Origin of the sequence: Azospirillum sp. TSH20 (assembly GCF_003115935.1) — a bacterium.
GTDB lineage: Bacteria > Pseudomonadota > Alphaproteobacteria > Azospirillales > Azospirillaceae > Azospirillum.
The window spans coordinates 78,966-104,627 of record NZ_LGQU01000032.1 but is presented as its reverse complement, the minus strand read 5'-3'; the positions used below and the strand labels follow the sequence as shown (position 1 = coordinate 104,627).

Genomic DNA, 25,662 nt, shown 5'->3' with positions numbered 1-25,662 from the left:
TGACTGCATCGGGTCCTGGGACGTCGAGGAGTCGGGATCGCCGTCCTCGCCCTCGTCGGGGCCTTCCGGCGGCTCCTTGATTTCCGGTGACAGGGCGGAGAGCAGCGACAGCATCTCGTCCGACACATGGGAGGGGGCGGCGCGCCACAGGCGCAGAAGCCGCGCCTCGCGCCGGCTGATCTGGGTGTCGTCGTCGTCCGACTCCTGAAAGCCGCCGCGGGAGCGGCGCAGGCCGCCGGCATCGTTGTAGGTGTCGAAGAAAAAGCTCACCGGAACATCCAGCACCTGTCCAAGACGGTACAGGGTTCCGGCCGATATGCGGTTGGAGCCGCGTTCGTATTTCTGAACCTGCTGAAAGGTCAGGCCGATCGCCTCGCCAAGTTTTTCCTGGCTCATTCCCAGAAGGGTCCGGCGCATCCGCACGCGCTGCCCGACATGGGCGTCCACGGACCAGGATTCCGGCGATCCGCGTCGTCCTCTTTTGCGCGCCGTCGGTTCACTCATGTCCATTGGTCTCCGATGCCCAGTCTTTCGCAGCCTCTCTTTGCGAGAATGAAAAGATTGTTCACACATTCCTTGGGGATGTTCAAGAGAAAACTTTTGAATATTGGTACACGGTCGCCATATTCCGATAGGCATCGATGGTGCCGCAGCATTCGCGAGAGTTGTCGTGTTACAGCTTTGTATTATTTCGCAGGCGATGAGGATCAATTGCCAGAAGGGCTTGTCCGATCCCTGCATTCAACCCTTTTGCGGAAATGCCGGAATCTTCCGGTTCGCCCAATGGTTGGGTCGACAGCTTTTTGTTTACAGGAATTCGACGATCGTGACCGGATAGGGTTTTTACCGCCACAAATGGTGATCAGAAAGCTTCTGGTTGTGGTAAATATTCGGACGATTGCAGAACAACTTCTGTTCGACAGGCCGATACACGGCGTCACGCACCGGCGGCCGGCCGCCAGGGGCCGTCATCGTTGGTCGGACCATCGTTAATACATAATTAACTATATTTGCGCGGCGCCGATCGGCATCCGACAGGGCGGAATCAGGGCCGCGAGGGCCGTGGAGCGTGACCATCCGTATCGGCCTTGCCCCCAATCGCCGTCCGGGCAGCAGCGGACCTGGAAGCGGGCGGCACCGCCCACGGGCCACCGGCGGCGGCAAACCCCTCCACATGGTCGCGCAGCTTCTGGACCTGCGACGGAGTGACGCTGCGGCCGAAGCGGGACTTCAGCAGGGCGGCCAGCGCGCCGCGTGTCGGGCGGACACCGTCGGCCGACAGGGTGCGGTAGGCGACGAAGGCCTCGGCATAGAGGCGGATGCGGTCGGGCCGCGCGCGCAGCTGCGCCGCCTGGGCGGAGGCGCAGCGGTTCAGGTGGTCGGCCAGCCGCTCCGCCGCCTGCGCCTGGGTCAGGTCGGGCAGGGCGGTGGCCGGCTGCTCCGGCGGTTCGGGACGGCCGATGGAGTCGCGCCGCCGCCGTCGCCGCTGGCGCTCGCGGTCGCCGGCGCGCAGCCGCTCGGCATAGGCCGGGTCGGCGGCACGGCGTTCGGTGCGGCTGCGGTTGGAGCGGGCGGCGCGCTCCGCCTCGCGCGCCTGCAGCATCGGGTCGCGCAGCAGGAATGCCAGTTCCTCCGCGGTCAGCCGATGCTCCTGCTCCGACCCGGAGGGCACGGAGGTGGAGGGGCTGTCGCGGTTGCCGTCGGTGTCGTCCATCGCGAGGAAACGCAACGGCCGCCCGCCATGTTCCCGCGCCCGGTCGGACACCCCGGCCGGAGTCTCCGCATGGATGATGAGGGAGATTTCATATCCGGTGCCGGTCCCGCCCGTGCTAGAGAAAGGCCGTCCTTGTTCGGGCCGCCGTCCTCTCTCCGGCCCGTCTTCCCGGCCCGTGCAACAGTGGAATTCGCCCGCCCATGACCCCCCGGCAAGCCCTTCAGCAGCGCCTTGCGGCCTTGGATGCCCATCTGCGCGCGGAAAACCCCAACCTGCTGCCGGTCCTTCCGACCTTCCGCGCCTTCGACCGCATCCTGGCCGGGCTTGGGCTGATCGACCGCCATGAATCGCTGACCACCCGCATTCCCTGGTGGCCGATGGTCGCGGTGCTCGGCACCTTCTCGGCCGGCAAGTCGACCTTCCTCAACGGCTATCTGGGCGAGGTGCTGCAGAACACCGGCAATCAGGCGGTCGACGACAAGTTCACCGTGATCTGCCACGGGCCGGAGACCCGCAAGGAGGCGCTGCCCGGCACCGCGCTGAACGCCGACCCGCGCTTTCCGTTCTACCGCATCGCCGACGAGATCGAGAAGGTGGCGGCCGGCGAGGGCAAGCGGATCGACAACTACCTTCAGCTGAAGACGCTGGCCGGCCCGCGGACCAAGGGAAAGATCTTCATCGATTCGCCGGGCTTCGACGCCGACGACCAGCGCCGCTCCGTCCTGCGGCTGGTGGACCATATCGTCGAGCTGTCGGACCTCGTGCTGGTGTTCTTCGACGCCCGCCATCCCGAACCGGGCGCCATGCAGGACACGCTGCGCCATCTGGTCGCCAAGACGGTCAACCGCGCCGACGCCCGCAAGGTCTGCTACATCCTCAATCAGGTCGACACCACCGCCAAGGAGGACAATCTGGAGGCGGTGTTCGGCGCCTGGCAGCGCGCCATCGCCCAGGCCGGGCTGGTGTCGGGCCGCTTCTACGCCATCTATGACCAGCGCTCCGCCGTCGACATCGAGGATGACGGCCGCCGCGCCCGCTACGAGGCGCGCCGCGACCACGACCTCGCCGAGATCCACACCCGCATCAACGAGGTGGAGGTCGCCCGCGCCTACCGCATCATCGGCTCGATCGACAGCCTGACCAAGGAGCTGGAGGGCGAGGTGCTGCCCAAGCTGCGCGAGGCGATGGCGACGTGGCGCCGCCGCGTGCTGACCGGCGACGTGGTCTGGGGCGTCCTGCTCCTGGCTCTGCTGGGAACGGTGGTGCAGACGGTGGGCGGCGGCTTCGGCGCTTTCCTCGGCTGGCTGTTCGAGAATGCCGACGGCGGGCTGCCGCTGCACCTGATCGGCACCGCCGTGCTGGTGGGCGGGCTGTTCCTGGCCGGGCACTTCAAGATCCGCCAGTTCTTCGCCCGCCGCATCGCCGCGTCCCTGAGCGACCGCTTCGGCGACGTCGACCTGAACCTGCGGGCGGCCTTCCTGAAGAACACGCGCTTCTTCCGTTCGATCTTCGCCAAGCAGCCGGCCGGCTGGGGCGGGCGGGCCCGCCGGGCGATCTTCGCCATCCGCGAGGCGACGGCGGTGCATGTCCAGCGCGTCAATGACCTCTACACCGACCCGGCCGGCCGCCGCGCCCGGGAAGCCGCGCCCGGCCCGGCCGCCGCGGCGGAATGACCGCGGGCCGCATAGGACCTCGGCCACCCTTTACAGCGCAACGGATGGGTCGTTAGATCTGCGCTCGCCCGCCGGACGGCGGCGCGGGACTCACCGGTGGACGACCAGTGGACTTGCGGGATTCGGCAGGCGGGGTGAGACGGGCGGCGCTGGGCGCCGTCATGGCCGGGCTGTTTCTGTGCGCGGCGCCGGCTCGGCCATCGGCGCTGGAAACGCAATCCGGCCCGGTGCCGGCGCCCTACACCGGCCTGGATCTGGTGACCGGCAATGACTACGCCCCCTACACCGGCGAGGATCTGCCGGGCGGCGGTCTGGTGACGGAGCTGGTCCGCCAGGCCTTCGCGGTCGGCGGGCGCCGCTACGATGTGCGCTTCATGCCGTGGAAGCGGGGCTATGACGGCGTGGTCCTGGGCCGTTTCCTCGCCACCTTCCCCTATGTCCGCACGCCCGAACGGGAGCGCGAGGTGCTGTTCTCCGACCCGGTGATCGAGGTGCGGCAGTTCGTCTATCTGTCGAAGCGGTCGGCGATGGAGTTCCATGACGGTGGGGCCGCCGGCAAGCCCGGCGGCGACTCCGGTGGCGTGACGGACTTCCGCGGGCGGACGGTCTGCCAGCCGGCCGGCTACGCCCTGCCGGCCGAGCTGGAAGAGCTGGTGCAATTGGGGCGGCTGACCCGGCACACGCCGTCGGACCTCGGCGCCTGCATGCGCATGGTGGCGACGGGCCGGGCCGACGCCCTGGTGATCGACGAATACAGCGCCGCCGCGGCGATCGCCCGTGCCGGTCTGGCCGAAGAAATCCGGGTATCGGAGCGGCCCTTCGCCGTGGTGACCCTGCATCTGGTGGTGGGGCGGGCCACGCCGGGGGCCGAAGCGATGGTCGCCGCCTTCAACGACGGGCTGAAGACGCTGAAACAGCAGGGGGTTTACCTTCGGCTGCTGGCCGCCCACACGGTTCAGCCTCTTCCCTGATTTCCCTCGGTTTTGCGCGGTCTTTGCGGCGACCGGGGCGATTTTCCGGTCCGATGCCGCGCTTTTCCGCGCCATAGGCCCCCGTCGCCATGGACAGGACGGTGCTTCGTGCTATAAACGCGCGGTTTCGATCATGGAAAAGGGGCGCGGGCCGTGGCCATCGACGCGTCGATTCTGGTCCTCAACGGGCCGAACCTCAACATGCTGGGCGTGCGGGAGCCGCAAATCTACGGGTCGATGACCCTGGACGACCTGGAGGCCGCCTGCCACGAGCGTGCCGATCAGCTGGGTCTGACCGTGGATTTCCGGCAGTCCAACCACGAAGGCGAACTGGTCTCGTGGATCCAGCAGGCGCGCACGGAGAATGACGGCATCGTCATCAACGCCGGCGCCTACACCCACACCTCGGTCGCGATCATGGACAGCCTGATCCTGTCGGAGCTGCCGGTGATCGAGGTCCATCTGTCGAACATCTTCAAGCGCGAGCCGGTCCGCCATCACTCCTACATCTCGCCGGTGGCGAGGGGGATGATCTGCGGGTTCGGGCCGCACGGGTATCTTCTGGCGCTGGACGCCATCGCGAACATCATCGACCGCGATTAAGGAAACGGGAACGACTGACATCATGGCGAGCTTCGACATCGACGGCGATCTGGTCCGCAAGCTGGCGGACCTCCTGCGTGAGACGGGCTTGAGCGAGATCGAGTTCGCCGAGGGCGAAAAGCGCATCCGCGTCACCCGCCCGACCGCCGCCCAGACGGTCGCCGTCCAGGCAGCCCCGGTCCTGGCGGCCGCCCCGGTCGTCGCCGCGGCGGCTCCGGCGGGCAAGCCGGTGAACCATCCGGGCGCGGTGACCTCGCCGATGGTCGGCACCGCCTATCTGGCGGCCGAGCCGGGCGGCACGCCCTTCGTCCGTCCGGGCGACGTGGTCAAGGCCGGCCAGACCATCATGATCATCGAGGCGATGAAGGTCATGAACCCGATCAAGGCCCCGCGCGGCGGCACCGTCGCCGAGGTGCTGGTGTCCGACGCCCAGCCGGTCGAGTTCGGCGAAGTTCTCCTCATCATCGAGTAAGCGGGGCATTCCCTTGGCGATGTTCGAAAAGGTCCTGATCGCGAACCGTGGTGAGATCGCTCTGCGCATCCACCGCGCCTGCCGCGAGATGGGGATCCAGACCGTGGCGGTGCATTCCACCGCCGACGCCGACGCCATGCACGTCCGCCTCGCCGACGAAAGCGTGTGCATCGGCCCGGCGTCCGCGCGCGACAGCTACCTCAACATTCCGGCCATCCTGTCGGCGGCGTCGATCACCAATGTCGACGCCATCCACCCCGGCATCGGCTTCCTGTCGGAAAACGCCCAGTTCGCGGAGATGGTGGAGGAGCACGGCTTCACCTTCATCGGCCCGACGCCGGAGCATATCCGGATCATGGGCGACAAGGTCACCGCCAAGAAGACGGTGATGGAGCAGGGGCTGCCGGTGGTGCCCGGCTCCGACGGTCCGGTGACGTCGCTGGAAGATGCGGAGAAGATCGCCCACGAGACCGGCTATCCGGTGCTGATCAAGGCGGCGGCGGGCGGCGGCGGCAAGGGCATGAAGGTCGCCCGCAACCCCGACCAGCTGAAGGAAGCCTATCAGCTGGCCCGTGGCGAGGCGCGCGCCGCCTTCGGCAACGACGAGGTCTATCTGGAGAAGTATCTCGGCCATCCGCGGCACATCGAGATCCAGCTCCTGGGCGACACCCACGGCACCTGCGTGCATTTCGGCGAGCGCGACTGCTCGGTCCAGCGCCGGCACCAGAAGGTGATCGAGGAGGCGCCGAGCCCGGCGCTGAACGCCGAACAGCGCGCCTTCATCGGTGATCTGGCGGCGAAGACGGCGGCGGCCATCGGCTATCGCGGCGTCGGCACGATGGAGTTCCTGTACGAGGACGGGCAGTTCTATTTCATCGAAATGAACACCCGCCTGCAGGTCGAACACACCATCACCGAGATGATCACCGGCATCGATCTGGTGCGCGAGCAGATCCGCGTCGCCGCCGGCGCGCCGCTGGGCTACGGCCAGTCGGACATCCGCTTCGAAGGCCACGCCATCGAATGCCGGGTGAATGCCGAGAACCCGGAGACCTTCATCCCGTCGCCGGGCAAGATCGACGGCTATCACGCGCCGGGCGGCCTGGGCGTGCGCGTCGATTCGGCTCTCTATGACGGCTACCGCGTGCCGTCGCATTACGACAGCCTGATCGCCAAGCTGGTCGTCCACGGCACCACCCGCAACGAGTGCCTGATGCGCCTGCGCCGCTCCATTGAAGAGTATGTGATCGGCGGCATCCAGACGACGCTGCCGCTGCATGACCGCATCATCGCCCAGCAGGCCTTCATCGACGGCAATTACGACATCCATTGGCTGGAACAGCTGATGGCGAAGTCCTGACGCCGCCGCGTCTATATTACATGCCCACAATGCTGCGGCGAACTGTCGCAGTGTTGAAAGCCCCTCCCTCAAGTCGAGAGAGGGGCTTTTCTTTTATGATGTTTCGCTGATACAGCCGGCTTTATTCTCCAGCCACCATCTGGTCTTTTGCAATCTGGCAATCCGGCGGCTCGCCTGCGCTTTTTCTCGCAAATTGCGACGCTGAATGCATATGACCGCCGCCGGGTGGCTGCAATCCCCAGTCCCCCCGGCGTTGCCGTCCATAGGGGTTTTCCCGGAAGTCCGCTTTTCGGTCAACCGCGCGAGCATGGCACACCTCTTGCTGACTTGATCTGCATCAGTGCGGGGCGGTGCCTACCCAGGGTAGACGAAACTCCATTCCGTTAGCTGTGCCGAACCATCGCTTTTTTCCGGCGATGGTGTGTTCCCCTGGTCCGCATCCTGGCTGCGCATCCCTTGCGCCGCCGAACCTGCCCCCTGCCCGACGAGGTTCCGTCCATGCGTCTCAATGAACCGATCACCGACCGCGAAATCGAGATGGAAGACGGCGTGCTGCTGGTGTCGCGAACCGACACGGGCGGCCGCATAACCTTCGTCAACAAGGCCTTCGTCGACATCAGCGGCTATGCCGAGGACGAGCTGATCGGGGCTCCGCACAACCTGATCCGCCATCCCCACATGCCGAAGGAGGCCTTCGCCGACCTGTGGGCGACGATCAAGGGCGGCCGGCCGTGGGAAGGGCTGGTGAAGAACCGGACCAAGACCGGCGACTTCTACTGGGTCCGCGCCAACGTCACCCCGGTGGTGGAGGACGGGACGGTGACCGGCTTCATCTCCATCCGCACCAAGCCGTCGCGCGAGCAGGTGGCGGCGACGGAACGGCTCTACGCCGACATTCGCGAAGGACGGGCGGGCCATCTGTCGGTGCGCGAGGGCCAGGCGATGGCGCGGGGCGGCGCTGCGGCGCTGCGGCGCTGGGTGGCCAGCATCACCGGGCGGCTGACCCTGATCTTCGCCTTCATGGTCCTGTCGATGCTGATTGTGGGCGGCGTCACGCTGCGCGGCATGTCCGACAGCAACGCCTCGCTGAAGACGGTGTATGAGGACCGGACGGTTCCCGCCGTGCAGATCGGCCAGATCCTGGACCATATGCGCGACAATGTGCAGACGTTGCAGCAGCTCATCATCGATACCCGCGACGGCACTGACTCCAAGGTGATCGCTGGCCGGGAGCAACGCATCTCCGGCAATGCCGCAACCATCGACCGGCTGTGGGCGGACTTTCTCACCACCCATCTGACGCCTGAGGAGAAGGAACTGGCGGAGCGTTTCGCCAGGCAGCGCGCCGCGTTCCTGAACGAAGGATTGAAGCCGGCGGTGGAGCTGGCGCGCCAGGGCGATTCGCTGCGGCTGGAGGTGATGGTCCGCGACCGCATCTATCCGCTGTTCCAGGCCGCCTTCCAGACCAACAAGGACCTGCTGCAGCTGCAGCTGACCGTTGCCCGTGGCGAATATGAGGGGGCGCTGGAGGATTTCCGCTGGCATCTGGTCTTCGCGGTGGCCGCCGGGCTGGCGGTGCTGGTGGCGGCGGTGCTCTGCGGCTTCATGCTGCTGCGCACCGTGCGGCGGCCGCTTGCCGACTTCTCGACCGATTTCGACGCCATCGCCCGCAACGACCAGACCCACATCATCGACCTGCCGACGGCGGTCGAGTTCCATCCCATCGCCGGGCAGCTGCGCGGGTTGAAGGCCCGGCTGTGCTACGCCGTGCAGGAGCGCGTCGAACGCGCCCGTCAGGCCGACGAGGAGCGGCGCCGCGCGCTGGAGTCCATGGCCTCCACCGTGGAGCGCGAAGCCGGCCGTGCGGTGGAGGAGGTGGCCCAGCGCACCGGCGCCATGGCCAACGACGCCGAAGGCATGTCCGGCTCGGCCGAGCGGGTCAGCATCAACGCCCAGACCGTGGCGTCGGCTGCGGGCCAGGCGCTGGCCAACGCCCAGACCGTCGCCGCCGCCAGCGAGCAGCTGGCCGCCTCGATCCGCGAGATTTCCTCGCAGATCGCCCATTCCAACGCGGTGACCCGCCGCGCGGTGGAAAGCGGCCACCACACCCAGGCCACCATCCGCTCCCTGTCGGAGACGGTGGCGAAGGTGGGCGAGGTGGTGAACCTGATCCAGTCCATCGCCGGCCAGACCAATCTCCTGGCGCTCAACGCCACCATCGAGGCGGCGCGGGCGGGGGAGGCCGGCAAGGGCTTCGCCGTCGTGGCGCAGGAGGTGAAGAACCTCGCCAACCAGACCGCCTCCTCGACCGAGGAGATCACGCGCCAGATCACCGCCATCCAGTCGGTGACCGATCAGGCGGTGCAGGCGGTGGAGGAGATCGGCCAGACCATCGCCGAGATCGACCACATCGCCGGTTCGATCGCCGCGGCGATGGAGGAGCAGTCGGCCGCCACCCAGGAGATCAGCCGCAACGTGGTGGAGACCTCCACTGCGGCGCAGGAGGTGTCGCACCGCATCGCCGCGGTGTCGGAGGAGGCCGACCGCACCGGCGAGCAGGCCACCCAGGTCAAGCACGGCTCCGGCGACGTCGCCCGCTCCATCGAGAGCCTGCGCATGGTGCTGGTCCGCATCGTCCGCACCTCCACCGGCGACGCCGACCGCCGGCGCAAGCCGCGCTATCAGGTGGAAGAGACGGGGACGCTGCTGATCGGCGGCGATCGACTGGCGGTGACCGTGCGCAACCTGTCCATCGGCGGCGCGATGATCGACCCGGTGACGGCGACCGACGGCGGTTCCCTGGCGGGCGCCACCGGCAAGCTGCGCTTGGACCGCTATGGCGCCGAGACGACGGTCGCGGTCAAGGCGGTGGAGCATAACCGCATCCATCTCGCCTTCGATGGCGAGACGATGTCGCGCGACTTCGTCCGGGCCGTCGAGATCGCCACGAAGGATCGTTCGCCGGTCGACGTGGCGGCCTGAACAGTTCCGGCAGTATCCAGCGCCTTACCAACAGTGGTCGACGCGGAACTTTGCGTGTATTCTCCATTCCCTAGGTTGAGGAATGCTCCCCTGTGACAATTTCGCAAGGGAGTCCTTAGGGGGTGAAGGAGTATTATTGGGCTTGTCGCCGGGATCCTGTGCTCGTTCACGCGTCCCGCCGCCTGCACGGAATCGAGGGCCGGCCCCATCCATGGTCAACACCACAGCCTTGTCCCCCCTGATGGAGTGTCCCGAGCAGGACGCTTCGCGTTCGGGACTGCTCCAGACCGTTGCCGGCCCCCCGAATGCAACGCCGTCGAACGCCGCGGCGGGGGCCGGACGGACGCCCCGCACCCGCCTGCGCTGGCGGCGCGGCCGGCAGGCGGCGGCGGTTCCGCGGCTGTATCAGGCGACCGACGCCGCCGGTGACGGGCTGTGGGATTGGGACATGGCCAGTGGCGCGGTGTGGTACAGCCCGCGATGGCAGACGATGCTGGGCTTCACGCCGGACGAGGTGCCGCCGCATGTCGAATTCTGGCGCTCCCGCGTGCATCCCGATGACCTGCCGCTGGTCGAGGCGTCCCTGGCGGCGCATCTGTCGGGCGAGCGCCCGGTCTATGAATGCGAACACCGGGTCCGCGCCAAGTCGGGGGCGTGGCTCTGGATACTCGACCGCGGCCGGGTGATGAGCTGGGATGCGGAGCGCCGTCCGTCCCGCATGATCGGCACCCATGTCGACATCACCGCCCGCAAACGCATCGAGGAGGAACTGGCCGAAAGCCGGCTGCAGCTGGACGCCATTCTCGACAACGCGCCGGTGGGCGTCCTGCTGGTCGACCGCGACCGGGTGATCCGCCGCGTCAACAAATCGGTGGCCGCCACCTTCCAGCACCGGCTGGAGGACATCGTCGGCTGCAGCGCCCGCGTCATCTACGGCGACGACGGGGTGTTCGAGGAGGTGGGCCGGCGCGCGTATCCCCGGATGGAGGCCGGCGGCCAGTTCGACGAGGAGGTGGCGATGCGCCGCGCCGACGGCGCCGGCATCCGTTGCCGTCTGATCGGCCGGTCGGTGAAGGCGGGCGATCCCGAGCGCGGCTATGTCTGGGTGGTGGAGGACGTGACCGTCCGCTGGCGCGCCGAACAGGCGCTGAACGACCGCGCCGGCTTCCAGCGCGTGCTGCTGGACACGGTGCCGGTGCCGATCTTCGTGCAGGACGTGATGGGCCATTACGTCGACGCCAACAGCGCCTTCGAACGCTGGATGGGCATCGACCGGCAGGCGCTGTTCGGCCGCACCGTCTTCGATCTCGCCCCGCCGCACATCGCCGAGGCCGACGAGGCGGTGGACAAGGCCCTGCTGGCCGACCAGAAGCCGCAGAGCTACGAGACGCAGTTGCGCTGCGCCGACGGGACGCTGCGCGACGTGCTGTTCTCCAAGGCGGTCTATTGCCGGACCGGCGGCAAGCCGGCCGGGATCGTCGGCGCGGTGATGGACATCAGCGAGCGCAAGCATGCCGAACAGGCCCTGCTGGAACGGCAGCAACTGTTCGAGCAGATTTTCGTCGCCAGCTGCGCGGTGAAGCTGCTGGTCGACCCGGCGGATGGGCGGATCGTCGACGCCAACCCGGCGGCGGCGGAGTTCTACGGCTATCCGCTCGACCGGCTGCGCAGCATGCATATCCAGGACATCAATGCCGCCCCGCGCACCGAGGTCGAGCGGGACCTGCATCACGCGGGCAGCGCCGGACAGCGGCATTTCCAGTTCCGTCACCGGCTGGCCTCCGGCGAGGTTCGCGATGTCGAGGTCTATATCAGCAACATCGTCGTGCATGGCCGCACCATGCTGATGTCGCTGATCCACGACATCACCGAACGCTGCCTGGCCGCCGACGCCCTTCGCCGCAAGACGCGCGAGCTTGAACGCTCCAACGCCGAGCTGGAGGCCTTCGCCTACGTCGCCTCGCACGACCTGCGCCAGCCCTTGCGCGTCATCACCAGCTATCTGACCCTGCTGGAGCGGGGCTTGGGCACGTCGCTGGACGAGGAGGCGCGGGAGTGCATCGACTTCGCCCGCGACGGCGCCCAGCGCATGGACCGGCTGATCGTCGACCTGCTGGAATATTCGCGGGTCGGGCGCAAGGCCAAGCCCTTCCGGCCGGTGCCGCTGGAGGAGCCGCTGCGTCTCGCGCTGCTGAACCTGGAGGTGGCGGTCCAGGACGCCGGCGCCACGGTGACTGTCGAGATGGCCGGCGTTGGTATGACCCCGACGGTGGCCGGCGACGACAACGAGCTGATGCGGCTGTTCCAGAACCTGATCGGCAACGCGGTGAAGTACCGCGAGCCCGGCCGTTCGCCCATCGTGCGCGTCGCCGTGGCGGCGGACCGGCAGGATGGCGTCGCCGTCTGGCGGATCGACATCCGCGACAACGGCATCGGCATCGCCGCCGAGGACCGCGAGCGTGTCTTCGGCATCTTCCAGCGGCTGCACCGCCGCGACGAATATGAGGGCACCGGCGTCGGACTGGCGGTCTGCAAGAAGATCGTCGAGCATCACGGCGGCCGGCTGTGGGTCGACGACCTTCCCGGCGAGGGGGCGGACGATCTGCGTGGCGAGGACGGGCGCCCTTGCGGCAGCCTGTTCCGCATGGTCCTGCCGGCCCTGGACGGGCAGGGGAAGAAGGGTGGAGAGCGGGGCGGGGAGGCCCCGAGCCCGCAATGACGATGCAGCCATCGCCCGCGCTGCGCCGGCCGCTTCCGGTGCTTCTGCGCCGGCTGCTGTCCGACGCACGGCGCATCTGGAAGCTCGCCGCCCTCCAGGCCGCGGTGACTCTGGTGCTGGTGCTGAGCTATCTCTGGATGGGCGACGTCTATGTCCGCGTCCTGGTGGCCGAATACCGCGCCAGCGCAGGGCTGACCGCCTCCTCGCTGGCCAGCACCCTGTCCAGCGCGCTGAACGAGCGTCTCGCCCTGGTCCGCGGCCTGACCGCCTTCGTCGAGGTGGCATCCGGCGCCGGCAACCTCGCCGACCAGTTCCCGCGCTATGCGGAGAGCCTGCGGCGCTCGGTGGTGGGGGTGCGCAACATTTCCGCCGCCCCGGATTTCGTCGTCCGCATCGTCTATCCGGTCGAGGGCAACGAGAAGGTCCTGGGCAACGACCTGCTGAAGGATTCCCGTCCCGGCTTCGCGGAGACGGTGCAGCGCGCCATCATCAGCCGTGACGTGACCATCCACGGCCCGGTCGACCTGCTGCAGGGCGGGCGGGGGCTGATCGCCCGCCAGATCGTCTATGGGCTGGATAAGGGAGGGCCGGTCAAGCCCTGGGGCGCGGTCGGACTGGTGTTCGATGTCGACGCCATCCTGAAGGAGGTGCGGTTCGACCGGGTGCCGCCGCATCTGACCTTCGCCCTGGTGACCGACTCCGGGCAGCGGGTGGCCGGCGACGCCCTGGTGATGAGGAACGACCCGCTGGTCGAGCGGATCAACCTGCCGGAAGGCCAGTGGGATCTGGCGCTGGCTCCGCGCAGCAGTTGGGAGGGGCTTGCCCATGCCGACCCGGCCTTCCGCGGGTTCCAGGCCGCCTTCCTGCTGCTGGCCCTGCTGACCGAGGCGATCACCTTCATGGCGGTCAGCCGCCGCTATTCGCTGGAAAGGCAGGTCGACCTGCGCACCGCCGAGCTTGGCCGCGCCAAGAACGAGCTGGAGCAATTCGCCTATGCCGCCGCCCATGACCTGCAGGAGCCGCTGCGCGCCATCGCCAGCTATGCCCAGCTTCTGGAGAAGCAGCAGAAGGGCAAGCTGGACGACGAGAGCGAGGGCTTCATCCGCGAGATCGTCGAGGGCGCCGGACGGCTGAAGATGCTGCTGCGCGACGTCCAGCTGTTCCTGGCGGAGGACCGGGTGCCGCTGGGCGGCGTCGTCGTGCCGGCGGGCGACGCGCTGAGGGCCGCGCTGAGCGCGCTGAAGCGGCGCATCGCCGAAGCGGGGGCCACCGTGACGGCGGCGGACCTGCCGGAGGTGCAGGGCGACGAGCGGCGCCTGCGCGAGATCTTCATCGTGCTGATCGGCAACGCCATCGAATACCGCCATCCCGACCGCCCGGCGGAGGTTCACGTCTCCCACCGGCGGGTCAATGGCCATGACGTGATCGACGTGCGCGACAACGGCATCGGCATCGACCCGCGCTACCGCGACCAGATCTTCGAGGTGTTCCGGCGCCTGCATTCGCGGGACGAGCATCCCGGCACCGGCATGGGGCTGGCCATCGCCCGCAAGATGGTGGAGCGGCTGGGCGGCCGCATCACCGTCGTTTCCAGCCCCGGCATCGGCAGCGTCTTTTCCATCCATCTGCCCACCCCCGCCTTCCGAGGATTCCCGTGATGCAGGACCTGACCACCCCCTTCGAGATCCTGCTGGTCGAGGACGATCCGGCCGACGCCGGCCTCGCCAAGCGCGCTTTGCGCGACGGGCGCATCCTGTGCAACGTCGGCCATGTCCGCGACGGGGTGGAGGCGATGGAGTATCTGCGCCGCCAGGGCTCCTTCGCCGGCGCCGCCCGCCCGGACCTGATCCTGCTCGACCTCAACATGCCGCGGATGGACGGCCGCGAGGTGCTGCAGGAATTGAAGGCGGACGACGAACTGAAGACCATTCCGGTGGTGATCCTCACCACATCCGACGTCGACCGCGACGTGAACGCCAGCTATCTGCTGGGCGCCAACAGCTTCATCACCAAGCCGATGGACATGGACGCCTTCTTCGATGCGGTGAAGAGCATCGAGGAATACTGGTTCCGTGTCGTCCGGCTGCCACGGTGAGGGAGGTCCGCCATGTCCATCGCCTTATCCGGCAAGCCGCTCTTATCCGACACTGCCGACCAGGAGCAGGGCCGCACCGCCATTCTGCTGGTCGAGGATGACGATGCCGACGCGCGTCTGGTCACCCGGTCGCTGACGCCCTATGCCCGCCGCGCCAGCGTTGCGCGCGCCACCTCGCTGAAGGAGGCGCGGGCCTGGCTGCACCGCAATGCCTGCGACGTGGTGCTTCTCGACCTGTCGCTGCCCGACAGTTTCGGGCTGGAGACGGTAACCCGCCTGCATGCCGACGCGCCGTCGCTGCCGCTGGTGGTGCTGACCGGCTATGACGACGAGGATTTCGCGCTGGATATCCTGGCCCACGGCGCGCAGGACTATCTGGTCAAGGGGCAGACCGACGGGCCGCTGATGTGGCGCGCCGTCCAGCACGCCATGGCCCGGAAAAGGCTGGAGGAGGAACTGCGCCTGTCGGAGGAGCGGCTGCAGGGCATCATCGGGCTGGCGCAGGACGCCATCCTGACCACCGACGCCAACCTGAACATCACCCTGTTCAACCGGGCGGCGGAAAGCTTGTTCGGCTATGACGCCGACGACATCCTCGGCCGTCCGCTGTCGCTGCTGATCCCCGAACGCTTCCGGCCGGACCATGACGCGCACATCGCCGACTTCAGCGTGTCGGAGACCCAGGCCCAGGTGATGACCAACCGCCGCGAGGTCCTGGGCCTGACCGCCGATGGCCAGGAATTTCCGGCGGAGGTGTCGATCGCCAAGCTGCACCACGCCCATGGCCTGCTGTTCACCGCCGTGATCCGCGACGTGTCGGAACGCAAGCGGGTGGAGAGCGAACTGCGCCGCATGGCGACCACCGATCCGCTGACCGGGCTGAACAACCGCCGCCGCTTCCTGGAGCTGGCCGAGGTCGAGATGGCGCGGCTGCGCCGCTATGGCCGGCCGGTGTCGGTGCTGATGCTGGACATCGACCGGTTCAAGGCGATCAACGACACCCACGGCCATGCGGTGGGCGACCATGCCCTGGTCAGGCTGGCGGAGGTCTGCCGCGACGAGCTGCGCGACACCGACCATATCGGCCGGCTGGGCGGCGAGGAGTTCGCCATCATCCTGCCGGAAACCCCGCTGGCTTCGGCAACCGAGGTGGCCGAACGGCTGCGTCAGCGTCTGGCGCTGGCCGAGGTGCCGATCGTCCCCGGCGACCATAGGCATGGATGCCTGCGCATGACCGTCAGCATCGGCGTCGCCATGTGCGGCGACGAGGAGTCCAGCATCGAACGCGCGCTGGGCCGCGCCGACCGGGCGCTCTACGAGGCGAAGGCGGCGGGCCGCAACCGCATCGTCGTCAGCGACGGCTATCCGGGCCCGGCCTTCGCCGCCGCGTCCGGCCCCATGTCCATCGCGAGCTGACGGCATCGTCGAGGAAAAATGACCGAAGGAACCTTGACCCAGCGGACCACTGAAATGGCGGCTGCAACGGCGAAGACCCCGGAGCCGGTTCTTCTGGTGTCCTCGCAGGCGGCGCTTGCCCGGCGCTACGCTCCGGTCTTCGGAGCGCCGGCGCGGGTGGAGACCGTGGCCGCGGCGCTGGACCGCCTGCGCGGCGGCGGTGCGGCGTCGGGCGAGACGGTGGTATTGCTGGATGCCCCCACCGTGGCGGCGGTCGAGGCGCTGGCCCGGCTGGACCCGGCACCGGCGGTGGTGGTGCTGCTGCCGGACGCTCTGGGTGGGGGCCAGGGTGATGCGCGGGATGAGGTCGCGGGCTTCATCGCGGCCGGGGCGCAGGACGCCTTGCCGGCCGGCGACCTCACTGCCGAGTGCCTGAGGGCCGCGGTGTCGGCCGCCCGCCGGCGGCAGATGCGGGAGAACCGGCTGCGCGTGGCGCTGGCCGAGGCGGAGCGGGCACGGGGAGAGGCGCAATCGCTGCTCGACGCCGCGGGGGACGCGGTGGCGGCGGCGCTCGACCCGATGATGGCGCTGACCTCCGCCGCGCTGGAATCGCCGCTGTTGCCGCGCCAGCAGGAGCGCCTGATCGCGGTCCAATTGGCGGGGGCCGCCCTGCGCGCCACCCTGTCGGCCCTGCGCCCGGTCGGGCGGGAGGCCGCCGTGGAGGAAAGCCTGACGCTCGCCGCACTGGCGGACGGCGTCGGGGCGGTGACGGTGGAAGGCGGGGCGGAGGAGTGCTTCACCGGCGATGCCGCCGCATTGCGGGCGCTGCTGTCGCTGCTGACGGCGGAGGCGGGGGCTTCGGTGTCGCTGGGGGTGCGCCCGGTCGACGACGGGGCGGAGCTGTCGGTGCGTCGACGGGGCGGAGCTGTCGGTGCGTCGACGGGGCGATCCGCGGCTGCGCCCGCTGCTGCTGGCGGCGATCCAGCCGGCGCTGCGGCGGCTGCGGGGGCGCCTGCTGCCCGATAGTCCGGAGAGCGGGGCGGGGGAGGGGATGGTCATCCGCATCCCCGTCCGCCGGATGGAGCGGCCGGCCGCCCTGTCGGTGCTGCTGGTGGAGGACAATCCGATCGGTCGTCTGGTCGCCGCCGGCTTCTTCAAGGCGCTGGGCCATGGCGTGACGACGGCGGAGGATGGGGCGCAGGGGCTGGCCGCCGCGACGGACAAGCGCTTCGACCTGATCGTGATGGACGTTCAGATGCCGGTGATGGACGGCCTTGAGGCCTCCCGCGCCATCCGCGCCCTGCCGGGGGAGGCCGGCCGCGTGCCGATCGTCGCGCTGACCGCCGGCACCGATGCCGAGGACGACGCGCAGTGCCGCGACGCCGGCATGGACGACTGCCTGCACAAGCCGCTGACCATGGATCGTCTGCGCGCGGTGCTGGAGCGCCTGTTCCCCGGCCGGGTGCAGGTCGGCGGATAGCCGCGGGCGGTGCAAATTGTCGAAAATTTTACAGAAGCAAAACCATATTCCACTCCATGGTAACCGAGCATCGGTTGCCGGCCGCCGGTTCGGACGGTATCAGTGGAAAGCGGTGATCTGGCCGGAGGATTGCGGATGGACATGCAGGTGATCGACTATTCCCGGCATCGTATCCTGGTCGTGGAGGACCAGCCCTTCGTCCGTCGCACCATCGTCCAGATCCTGGCCCAGATCGGTTTCCGCGACGTGGCGGAGGCCGAGGACGGTGAGACGGCGATGCGGGAATCGATCCGCGTCAACCCCGACCTGATCGTCTGCGACATCGACATGAAGCCGGTTTCCGGCCTGCAGTTCCTGGCCCGCCTGCGCGCCAGCACGGAGGCCGCCAACCCGCGCGCCCCTGTGGTGTTCCTGACCAACCACACCGAATCGGAGATCGTGAAGCAGGCGATGGCGCTGGGCGTCAACGGCTTCGTGGTCAAGCCGCCCTCCTTCTCCGCGCTGAAGGAGCGGGTGGACAGGCTGCTGGGGGGACGGTGAGACACGCCATCCTGCTCGCCACGCTGCTGCTCGCCGCCTGCTCCGGCGAGCCGTCGGAGGGCGACATGCGCAAGCTGGTGGAGGCGCACACCCGCCGCACGCTGGAGCGGCAGGGCAATGCCGGCTTCCGCGCCTTCGAGGACTTCCGCAAGCAGGGCTGCGTCGACGCGAAGCTGAAGGGCGGGCAGGACAATGGCGGCCAATATGACTGCTATTACGCCGCCACCTTCGTGCCGCAGCCGGGCCAGCCGCCGCTGACCGTCAACGGCAAGGGTCGCTTCCGCCGCACCGACAAGGGCCTGACCTTCGAGGATCTGGGCGCGCAGCCGCGCTGACTCCCATTACCCCCCACGTGCGAGGCGGGAGAGGGTGGACAGCGGATCGCCGGCCTCCTCGCCGAAGCAGACCTCCACGTCGTCGCACACCTCGCAGTTGGGGGACTTGCACAGCATCAGCCCCTCGCGCTCGCATAGCTGGCGATAGAAGAACTTCTTCCATTTCATGTCGCCGGCATTCATCGCCACCAGCGCCGGGAAATGCCGCTGGAACAGGAGGTTGAGTTCGCCGCGGTCGTGGAAGCCCATATCCTGCCAAAGATGGTTCGGCTCCAGCGACCGGCGGGCCAGGATGGCGGCGAGCCAGCGCTCCTCGTCCGCCCCCCGCGCGCCATGCTCGGCCAGGAAGGCGCGCAGGTCGGCCTCCTCGATGGCGTCCTCGCCGGCTTCGTCCCCGTCGGACAGGGCGGCGACCGTATCGGCAAGTTGCGGGGCGTGACGCGCCGCAAGCTCCGCCAGTTCCGCCTTGGTCAGCGCCAGCGCCTGGGTCATCGTCCGCACCGGATCGGCGGCGGCCAGCGCCAGGATCCGGCCGAAGATCATGCGGTCGGCGGCAACCTCGTCAGCAGCGGGAGTTTGGGCAGCGGTTTGGGCAAGGGCTTGGGCAGTGGGCTGGGACAGGACCACTCGGCATCTCCACCGGCAAAGAGCACCCGCGACGCCTGTTATCCTGACCCATCATGCTGCACCTGCGAAAGGCACTGCTCGCCTGCCGGCACTGCGGCATTGCGCCGCATCAGCCGGCTGGCCCGTCGATCTCCGCCGTGATCTCCGCTGCGAAACGTTCGAAGAAGCCGGCGAGCACACGGTCGGTTTTGGCCTGCACCAGCTTCACCGCCAGCCGGCCGACCGCGCCGCCCAGCGCCACCGACAGGCTGTAGGTCAGCAGGGTGCGCCCGTCCGCCTCTTCCAGCACCACCAGCGCCTCGCCCTTCACCGCTCCGGCCAGCCCGCCGTTGCCCTGGGCGACCAGCCGGTAGCGGTGGGCGCCGTCCTCCGGCTCCAGCCGCAGCCGGCCCGAGAAGCGCGCCTTCATCGGCCCAAGGGTGGTGCGCACCCGCGCGGCATAGTCGGTGGCGGACAGCCGCTCCATCTCTTCCAGAACCGGGATGCAGCGCATCAGCACCCCCGGGTCGCAAAGCGCCGCGAACACGCGGTCGCGCGGTCCGGGGACGCTGTGGGTGCCGGTGATGTCCATGCGCGCTCTTCCTTCCTTGCCGTCCCGGTACAACAGTTTTGCCGGGCCGAATCATCCCGGCCAATCCGTTCGGGCCATGACATCTGGTATTGCTTGGCCCTTGAGCCAAGCCAGTGAAAAAGACGGAGATCGAAAGCCATGCGACAAGCCGCCACGACGCTGACCGTCCCCACCCGCGGCGCCGGGCTGGTCGAGGTGACCGCCCAGGTGCGGCATTGGGTGGCGGAGCAGGGCATGGACACCGGGCTGCTGACGGTGTTCTGCCGCCACACCTCGGCATCCCTGACCGTCCAGGAGAATGCCGATCCCGACGTGCAGGCCGACCTGCTGCGCTTCTTCCGCCGTCTGGTGGCGGAGGACCCGTCGCTCTACGCCCACACCACCGAGGGGCCGGACGACATGCCCGCCCACATCCGCTCGGCCCTGACCGGCGTCAGCCTGTCGATCCCGGTGATGGAAGGGGAGCCGGCGCTGGGCACCTGGCAGGGCATCTACCTGTTCGAACATCGCGCCCGGCCGCACCGGCGCGAGATCGCGCTGCACCTGATCGGCGACTGAATCGCATCCTTGCCTGAAATATCTTTCATCCGGTCGCAAGGCGCCGGTGAAGGGCGGTTCCCTATGTTCAGGACAACAGCGGTGAGGCGGTGCGGCGGTCTGAAGGCCGGCCATCGCCTCCCGGAAGTCGGAATCGCCTGATTGGAGTGTCGCCGTCATGACCACCCTTCCTCCCACCCAGAGCCAGACCCCGAACCAGACCCAGCGTCCGGGCCGTTTTCGCCGGACCGTCGCCGCCCTGCTGCTGGGTTCGACCGTGCTGACGGCTCCGGCGCTGGCCGGCTGGGCGGTGTCGCAGGCCCAGCAGAACGGCGCCACGCCCCCCGCCGTCACGATGACGCAGGACACGCCTTCCACCTTCGCCGACCTCGCGGCGAAGGTCAGCCCCGCCGTCGTCAACATCTCCGCCACCCAGGAGGCCAAGGCCGACCCGCGGGCTCAGCGCGGCCCGCAGATCCCCGGCTTCCCGCCCGGTTCGCCGTTCGAAGAGTTCTTCCGCCAGTTCCAGGACCAGATGGGCCCGAATGGCGGCCCCGGCGGCGGCCAGGATGACCAGGAACAGGCGCCGCGCGGCAAGATGGGTGCGCTCGGCTCCGGCTTCATCATCGACCCGGCCGGCTATGTCGTGACCAACAACCACGTCATCGACGGCGCCAGCGAGATCACCGTCACCCTGCAGGACGGCACCGCCATGCCGGCCAAGCTGATCGGCCGCGACGCCAAGACCGACCTCGCCCTCTTGAAGGTGAAGTCGGACAAGCCGCTGCCCTCGGTCGAATGGGCGGACAGCGACAAGACCCGCGTCGGCGACTGGGTGATGGCGGTCGGCAACCCGTTCGGGCTGGGCGGCACCGTCACCAAGGGCATCGTGTCGGCCCGCGGCCGCGACATCCACAGCGGTCCGTACGACGATTACTTCCAGCTCGACGCCGCCATCAACCGCGGCAATTCGGGCGGCCCGACCTTCGACCTCAGCGGCCATGTGATCGGCATCAACACCGCCATCTATTCGCCCAATGGCGGCTCGGTCGGCATCGGCTTCGCCATTCCCGCCAACCTCGCCAAGGAGGTGGTGGCCCAGCTGAAGGACAGCGGCAAGGTCGAGCGCGGCTGGCTCGGCGTGAAGATCCAGGAGGTGACGCCGGATATTGCTGATAGTGTGGGGTTGCCCAGCGCCAAGGGCGCCCTGGTGGCCGACGTCACCGCCGACAGCCCGGCCCAGCGCGCCGGCCTGCGCCAGGGCGATGTCGTGCTGTCCTATGCCGGCAAGCCGGTCAACACCCTGCGCGACCTGACCCGCAACGTGGCGGAGACCAAGGCCGGCGATACGGTCGAGATGAAGATCCTGCGCGACGGCCGCGAAAAGACGGTTCCGGTGCGCATCGACCGCCTGTCCGACCAGCCGCAGGTCGCCTCGGCCGACACCGGCAACAGCCCTGCCGGGCAGGAGGAGGTCGCGCCGGTGAAGGGGCTGAAGCTCGCCCCGCTGGACCGGGCCGCGCGCAAGCGGCTGGGCATCGACGATGCTGTCCAGGGTGTGGTGGTCACCGGCCTGTCCTCCAGCGTCGATGTGCCGATCCGCCCCGGCGACGTGATCGAACGGGTCGGTGACGCCGAGGTGAAGAGCCCGGCCGACGTCCGCCACCGGGTGGCGGAGGCCGAGAAGGCGGGGCAGAAGGCGCTGCTGATGCTGATCAACCGCCAGGGCAACGAGTCCTTCGTCGCGCTGAAGCTGAAGGCGTGAGGCAAAGTCCGGTCTGTTCTTAACGCCGTAAGAGTCCCCTCTCCCCCCTGGGGAGAGGGGGCATCTTGTCGTGCTTGGCCGGGCTGTTTTGGGAGGCTACACTCGTGCTCATGAAGATTCTCGTCATCGAAGATGATCGCCAGGCCGCCAGCTACCTTGCGAAGGGGCTGAAGGAGGCTGGCCATGTGGTGGACGTCGCCAACGACGGGAAGGAAGGCCTGTTCCTGGCCGGGGCCGAGCATTACGACGTGATGGTCGTCGACCGCATGCTGCCCGGCCGCGACGGGCTGTCACTGGTCCAGGTGCTGCGGGCGGCCGGCAACGACACGCCGGTGCTGTTCCTGTCGGCGCTGGGCAGCGTCGACGACCGGGTGAAGGGGCTGAAGGCCGGCGGCGACGATTACCTGACCAAGCCCTTCGCCTTTTCCGAACTGCTGGCCCGGATCGAGGTGCTGGTGCGCCGGCGCGGCGCCGGCCAGCCGCAGACCCGCCTCAGCGTCGGCGACCTGGAACTCGACCTGCTGTCGCGCAGCGTCAAGCGGGCCGGCAAGGCGATCGACCTGCTGCCGCGTGAATTCTCGCTGCTGGAATATCTGATGCGCAACGCCGGCAGCGTGGTGACCCGCACCATGATGCTGGAGAATGTGTGGGACTATCACTTCGATCCGCAGACCAACGTGATCGACGTGCACATCGCCCGTCTGCGCCAGAAGATCGACAAGGACTTTCCCACCCCCCTGATCCACACCGTGCGCGGCGCCGGCTACAGCCTGCGCGCGGCGGAGGCCTAAAAGACTTTATGGAGTTTGGCTTTTGACGGCGGCGATTCCCCTCTCCCCCCCGGGGAGAGGGCAGGGTGAGGGGGAACCGCCTGCCGGACGCTCCTCGCAATGCATCCCCCTCACCCAACCCTCTCCCCGCTATCGGCGGACCGATGGTCCGCCTGTCGCGTCAGCGCAAACGAAGTTTGCGCGTGAGCGGGGGGGAGAGGGCCTCTTCTCGGAGGGGGAAAACCCTTGTTGAGGGGAGAGACGCATTCCGCCGGCCTGCACGGCTTCGTCGCCGCGGGCTTTCGGCTGGTGCGGGCCACGGCGTTCCGGCTGGCGCTGCTCTATCTGGCGATGTTCGTCCTGTCGGTCGGGCTGATCCTCGGCGTCGTCTATCGCACCACGGCGGGCTTCCTCGAACAGGAGATCGGCGAGACCATCGCGCTGGAGGTCGCCGGCCTGCAGGACCATTACCGCAATTACGGACTGTCCGGGCTCATCGACGTGGTGCGGACGCGCAGCGCGGTCGCCAACAACAACTCCATCTATCTGCTGACGACGCCGGCCGGGACGATCCTGGCCGGCAACCTGTCGGGCTGGCCGGCGGCGGTGCCCAACGCCACCGGCTGGACCCACTTCAAGGTCGCCGACTATGGCGGGGTCACCGACCGCCCGTCGACGGCGCAGGCGGTGACCTTCACGCTGCCGGGGCAGTTCCGCCTGCTGGTCGGCCGCGACATGAGCGAGATCGACCAGCTGCGCACCCGCATGTTCCGCTCGCTGGGCTGGATCCTGGGGTCCACCGCCCTGCTCGGGCTGGGGGGCGGGCTGCTGATGAGCCGCGGCGCCATGCGGCGGATCGAAGCGATCAACCGCACCACCCGCCAGATCATGAGCGGCGACCTGAGCGACCGCGTTCCCCGCTTCGGCGGCGGCGACGAGATGGACCGGCTGGCCGGCAACCTCAACGCCATGCTGGACCGCATCGAACGGCTGATGACCGGCATGCGGCAGGTGACCGACAGCGTCGCCCACGACCTGCGCACGCCGCTGACCCGCCTGCGCTCCCGCATCGAGCTGGCGCTTCTGCACGAGACGGAGGACCCGGAGGTCTACCGCAGCGTCCTGCAGGATACCATCGTCGAGGCCGACCGGCTGCTCGCCACCTTCACCGCCCTGCTGTCGATCGCCGAGGCGGAATCGGGCGCCAAGCGTCAGGACTTCGTTCCGGTCGATCTGGCCGAGGTGGTCGAACTGGCCGCCGACCTCTACGAACCGGTGGCGGATGAGCGCGGGCAGCGCCTGTCGGTGGCCATCCGCGGCAAGCCGACCGTCCGCGGCAACGGCCAGCTTCTGGCGCAGGCGGTGTCGAACCTGCTGGACAACGCCATCAAATACACGCCGGAGGGCGGCGTCATCACGCTGGTGCTCGACGGGTCGGCCCCCGGCCGCGCCGCCAGCATCGAGGTCGCCGACAGCGGCCCCGGCATCCCGGCGGAGATGCGCGACAAGGTCCTGCAGCGCTTCGTGCGGCTGGACACCGCCCGCGCTTCGCCCGGCAACGGGCTGGGGCTCAGTCTGGTGGACGCGGTGGCGACGCTGCACGGCGCCCGGCTGGAGTTGAGCGACAACGAGCCGGGGCTGAAGGTCACCCTGGTCTTCCCGCCGGAAGCCCGGCGGTAAGGGCGGAACGTTCGGCTCCCCGGATGGCGGCCAAAAAAAAGCCCGCCGGGGGGCGGGCTCTTCAAGTGACATCAGCGAGAATGACTCCTTGGCGTCACATTTGATATGGGGCGGCGCCCGGCTGCTTCCATACCCATTTTCGGACTATCGCCGACGACCTAGCCTGTTGACTTTCCGCAACGTCGACGGTCTTTGCGCGTTCTCCCCGAAGGCCGTCCGTCAGGGCGGCGCCAAGTGCGGGAGTTTCGAAAGATGGCGATACCCAGCAGGCCCACCGCTCACCATGTCGCCAAGCCGGGCGGCGGGGCGACGCAGGACGAGCCGCCGGCGCGTGCCGGGCGCGGGGAACTGGCCGTCTTCACCTGGAAGGTGCTGATCGTCGCCGGGGTGGCGGCGCTGGGAATCTTCCTGTGGAAGGTGTCGGGCACGCTCCTGCTGATCTTCACCGGCGTTCTGTTCGCCATCCTGCTGCAGCGGCTGACCGGCTATGTGCGGCGGTGGACCGGGTTGGCCCACGGCTGGGCGCTGGCCATCGTGCTTCTGGTGCTGGTGGTTCTGGTCGGCGGCGGCGCCTGGCTGATGGGCACTTCGATGGCGGCGCAGTTCGACCAGTTGCGCGATCAGGTGGTCAAAGCCAGCGGACTGCTGCCGGACAGCTGGCGCGAGCGCATCGTGGAGCAGGGCAAGGAGTGGCCCTGGATGAACCAGCTCGGCAGCTTCGCCTCCACCCTCGTCTATATCGTCGGCGATGCGGTGGTGGTGATGTTCGCGGCGCTCTATCTGGCGGCATCGCCCGGCGTCTACCAGCGCGGCGTCGTCCTGCTGGTGCCGCCGCGCGGCCAGGAACGGGCCTGCGAGGTGATGGACGTGGTCGGCGACAGCCTGTGGAAATGGCTGATCGGACAGCTGGTGGCGATGGCCGCGGTCGGCACCCTGACGGTCGTCGGGTTGCTGCTGCTGGGGATTCCGTCGGCGCCGGCCCTGGGGCTGGTGGCGGCGCTGCTGGAGTTCATTCCGCTGATTGGCCCCTTCCTGGCGGCGGCGCCGGCGCTGATGATCGCCTTCGCCCAGTCGCCGCAGGACGCGCTGTGGGTCGCCGGGCTCTATCTGGTCATCCAGCAGGTCGAGGGGAACCTCGTCACCCCGCTGCTGCAGAAGCGGGTGGTCGATCTGCCGCCGGTGGTCACCATCGGCGCCATCGCCGCCGGCGGCGTGCTGTTCGGCATCCTTGGCATGTTCCTGGCGACGCCGATGGCGGTGGTCGCGCTGGTGATGGTCAACATGCTCTATATCGAGGACAAGCTGGGGCAGCCCCGGCACTTCCCCAGCGACAAATCGCAGGGGGACAAATCATAGGTCCACCGGTCCCGACC

The 25,662-nt window shown here is 68.5% G+C and carries 22 protein-coding genes and 1 pseudogene; 19 read left to right on the top strand and 4 right to left on the bottom strand.

The genetic code is table 11. From position 1 onward, the window contains the following. Window positions 1-252 precede the first annotated feature (252 nt). Window positions 253-504 (bottom strand): annotated as a pseudogene (locus TSH20_RS09655) (helix-turn-helix transcriptional regulator); the annotation flags it as partial. 541 nt (window positions 505-1,045) lie between these two features. Further along, window positions 1,046-1,765, bottom strand: a complete 720-nt coding sequence (locus tag TSH20_RS09650; RefSeq protein ID WP_247871285.1) for a hypothetical protein — start codon at window positions 1,763-1,765, stop codon at window positions 1,046-1,048. A gap of 149 nt (window positions 1,766-1,914) precedes the next feature. Between TSH20_RS09650 and TSH20_RS09645 the strand changes: the two genes are divergently transcribed. The 14 genes from TSH20_RS09645 to TSH20_RS09580 all read left to right on the top strand — a co-directional run bounded on the left by TSH20_RS09645 (window position 1,915) and on the right by TSH20_RS09580 (window position 18,339). Next, on the top strand, window positions 1,915-3,387 hold the full coding sequence (locus TSH20_RS09645; protein ID WP_109074519.1) for a dynamin family protein: 1,473 nt from the start codon (window positions 1,915-1,917) through the stop codon (window positions 3,385-3,387). 113 nt (window positions 3,388-3,500) lie between these two features. Next, window positions 3,501-4,358: a transporter substrate-binding domain-containing protein gene (locus TSH20_RS09640; protein ID WP_247874444.1), complete on the top strand. Its 858-nt coding sequence runs from the start codon at window positions 3,501-3,503 to the stop codon at window positions 4,356-4,358. A 153-nt stretch (window positions 4,359-4,511) separates the two neighbouring features. After that, window positions 4,512-4,961 (top strand): type II 3-dehydroquinate dehydratase, encoded by a 450-nt coding sequence (gene aroQ, locus TSH20_RS09635; RefSeq protein WP_014247329.1) that lies wholly within the window; start codon window positions 4,512-4,514, stop codon window positions 4,959-4,961. 22 nt (window positions 4,962-4,983) lie between these two features. Next, window positions 4,984-5,433: an acetyl-CoA carboxylase biotin carboxyl carrier protein subunit gene (locus TSH20_RS09630; RefSeq protein ID WP_109074517.1), complete on the top strand. Its 450-nt coding sequence runs from the start codon at window positions 4,984-4,986 to the stop codon at window positions 5,431-5,433. Between the two features lie 19 nt (window positions 5,434-5,452). Next, complete coding sequence (gene accC / locus TSH20_RS09625) at window positions 5,453-6,793, top strand: acetyl-CoA carboxylase biotin carboxylase subunit (RefSeq protein ID WP_109074516.1); 1,341 nt, start codon at window positions 5,453-5,455, stop codon at window positions 6,791-6,793. 498 nt (window positions 6,794-7,291) lie between these two features. Continuing rightward, window positions 7,292-9,775 carry a methyl-accepting chemotaxis protein gene (locus TSH20_RS36125; protein WP_109074515.1) on the top strand — a complete coding sequence of 828 codons (2,484 nt, stop codon included), beginning with the start codon at window positions 7,292-7,294 and terminating at the stop codon, window positions 9,773-9,775. A gap of 211 nt (window positions 9,776-9,986) precedes the next feature. After that, entirely contained in the window at window positions 9,987-12,494 is a 2,508-nt protein-coding gene (locus TSH20_RS09615) for a PAS domain S-box protein (RefSeq protein ID WP_146205376.1), read from the top strand. After that, a complete protein-coding gene (locus TSH20_RS09610) occupies window positions 12,491-14,152 on the top strand; it encodes an ATP-binding protein (protein ID WP_109074513.1) in 1,662 nt (553 codons plus the stop codon). The genes TSH20_RS09615 and TSH20_RS09610 overlap by 4 nt, the downstream gene beginning before the upstream one ends. Continuing rightward, on the top strand, window positions 14,152-14,589 hold the full coding sequence (locus TSH20_RS09605; protein ID WP_085089060.1) for a response regulator: 438 nt from the start codon (window positions 14,152-14,154) through the stop codon (window positions 14,587-14,589). The genes TSH20_RS09610 and TSH20_RS09605 overlap by 1 nt, the downstream gene beginning before the upstream one ends. Before the next feature lie 12 nt (window positions 14,590-14,601). Further along, the gene (locus TSH20_RS09600; protein WP_109074512.1) at window positions 14,602-16,005 is read left to right on the top strand and encodes a diguanylate cyclase; all 1,404 of its coding nucleotides are present in this window, start codon (window positions 14,602-14,604) and stop codon (window positions 16,003-16,005) included. Window positions 16,006-16,023: 18 nt separating this feature from the next. Further along, on the top strand, window positions 16,024-17,010 hold the full coding sequence (locus TSH20_RS09595) for a hypothetical protein (RefSeq protein WP_109074511.1): 987 nt from the start codon (window positions 16,024-16,026) through the stop codon (window positions 17,008-17,010). After that, a complete protein-coding gene (locus tag TSH20_RS09590; protein WP_199231946.1) occupies window positions 16,916-17,464 on the top strand; it encodes a response regulator in 549 nt (182 codons plus the stop codon). Before TSH20_RS09595 ends, TSH20_RS09590 begins: the two co-directional genes overlap by 95 nt. A 135-nt stretch (window positions 17,465-17,599) precedes the next feature. Further along, window positions 17,600-18,004: a response regulator gene (locus tag TSH20_RS09585; RefSeq protein ID WP_109074509.1), complete on the top strand. Its 405-nt coding sequence runs from the start codon at window positions 17,600-17,602 to the stop codon at window positions 18,002-18,004. Then, a complete protein-coding gene (locus TSH20_RS09580; protein ID WP_109074508.1) occupies window positions 18,001-18,339 on the top strand; it encodes a hypothetical protein in 339 nt (112 codons plus the stop codon). The genes TSH20_RS09585 and TSH20_RS09580 overlap by 4 nt, the downstream gene beginning before the upstream one ends. A gap of 6 nt (window positions 18,340-18,345) precedes the next feature. On the opposite strand, the gene TSH20_RS09575 is transcribed toward TSH20_RS09580, so the two are convergent. Beyond that, on the bottom strand, window positions 18,346-18,966 hold the full coding sequence (locus TSH20_RS09575; protein WP_247871287.1) for a nitrogen fixation protein NifQ: 621 nt from the start codon (window positions 18,964-18,966) through the stop codon (window positions 18,346-18,348). A gap of 109 nt (window positions 18,967-19,075) precedes the next feature. Then, on the bottom strand, window positions 19,076-19,537 hold the full coding sequence (locus TSH20_RS09570; RefSeq protein WP_109074506.1) for a carbon monoxide dehydrogenase subunit G: 462 nt from the start codon (window positions 19,535-19,537) through the stop codon (window positions 19,076-19,078). Window positions 19,538-19,675: 138 nt separating this feature from the next. On the opposite strand from TSH20_RS09570, the gene TSH20_RS09565 reads away from it, so the two are divergent. The 5 genes from TSH20_RS09565 to TSH20_RS09540 all read left to right on the top strand — a co-directional run bounded on the left by TSH20_RS09565 (window position 19,676) and on the right by TSH20_RS09540 (window position 25,645). Beyond that, entirely contained in the window at window positions 19,676-20,095 is a 420-nt protein-coding gene (locus TSH20_RS09565) for a secondary thiamine-phosphate synthase enzyme YjbQ (protein ID WP_109074505.1), read from the top strand. 157 nt (window positions 20,096-20,252) lie between these two features. Beyond that, the gene (locus tag TSH20_RS09560; RefSeq protein WP_109074504.1) at window positions 20,253-21,839 is read left to right on the top strand and encodes a DegQ family serine endoprotease; all 1,587 of its coding nucleotides are present in this window, start codon (window positions 20,253-20,255) and stop codon (window positions 21,837-21,839) included. Window positions 21,840-21,949: 110 nt separating this feature from the next. Beyond that, window positions 21,950-22,630 carry a response regulator transcription factor gene (locus TSH20_RS09555; RefSeq protein WP_109074503.1) on the top strand — a complete coding sequence of 227 codons (681 nt, stop codon included), beginning with the start codon at window positions 21,950-21,952 and terminating at the stop codon, window positions 22,628-22,630. A 228-nt stretch (window positions 22,631-22,858) separates the two neighbouring features. After that, window positions 22,859-24,289 carry an ATP-binding protein gene (locus TSH20_RS09545; protein WP_247871288.1) on the top strand — a complete coding sequence of 477 codons (1,431 nt, stop codon included), beginning with the start codon at window positions 22,859-22,861 and terminating at the stop codon, window positions 24,287-24,289. A 252-nt stretch (window positions 24,290-24,541) separates the two neighbouring features. Further along, entirely contained in the window at window positions 24,542-25,645 is a 1,104-nt protein-coding gene (locus tag TSH20_RS09540; RefSeq protein ID WP_109074500.1) for an AI-2E family transporter, read from the top strand. The last annotated feature ends 17 nt before the right edge of the window (window positions 25,646-25,662 follow it).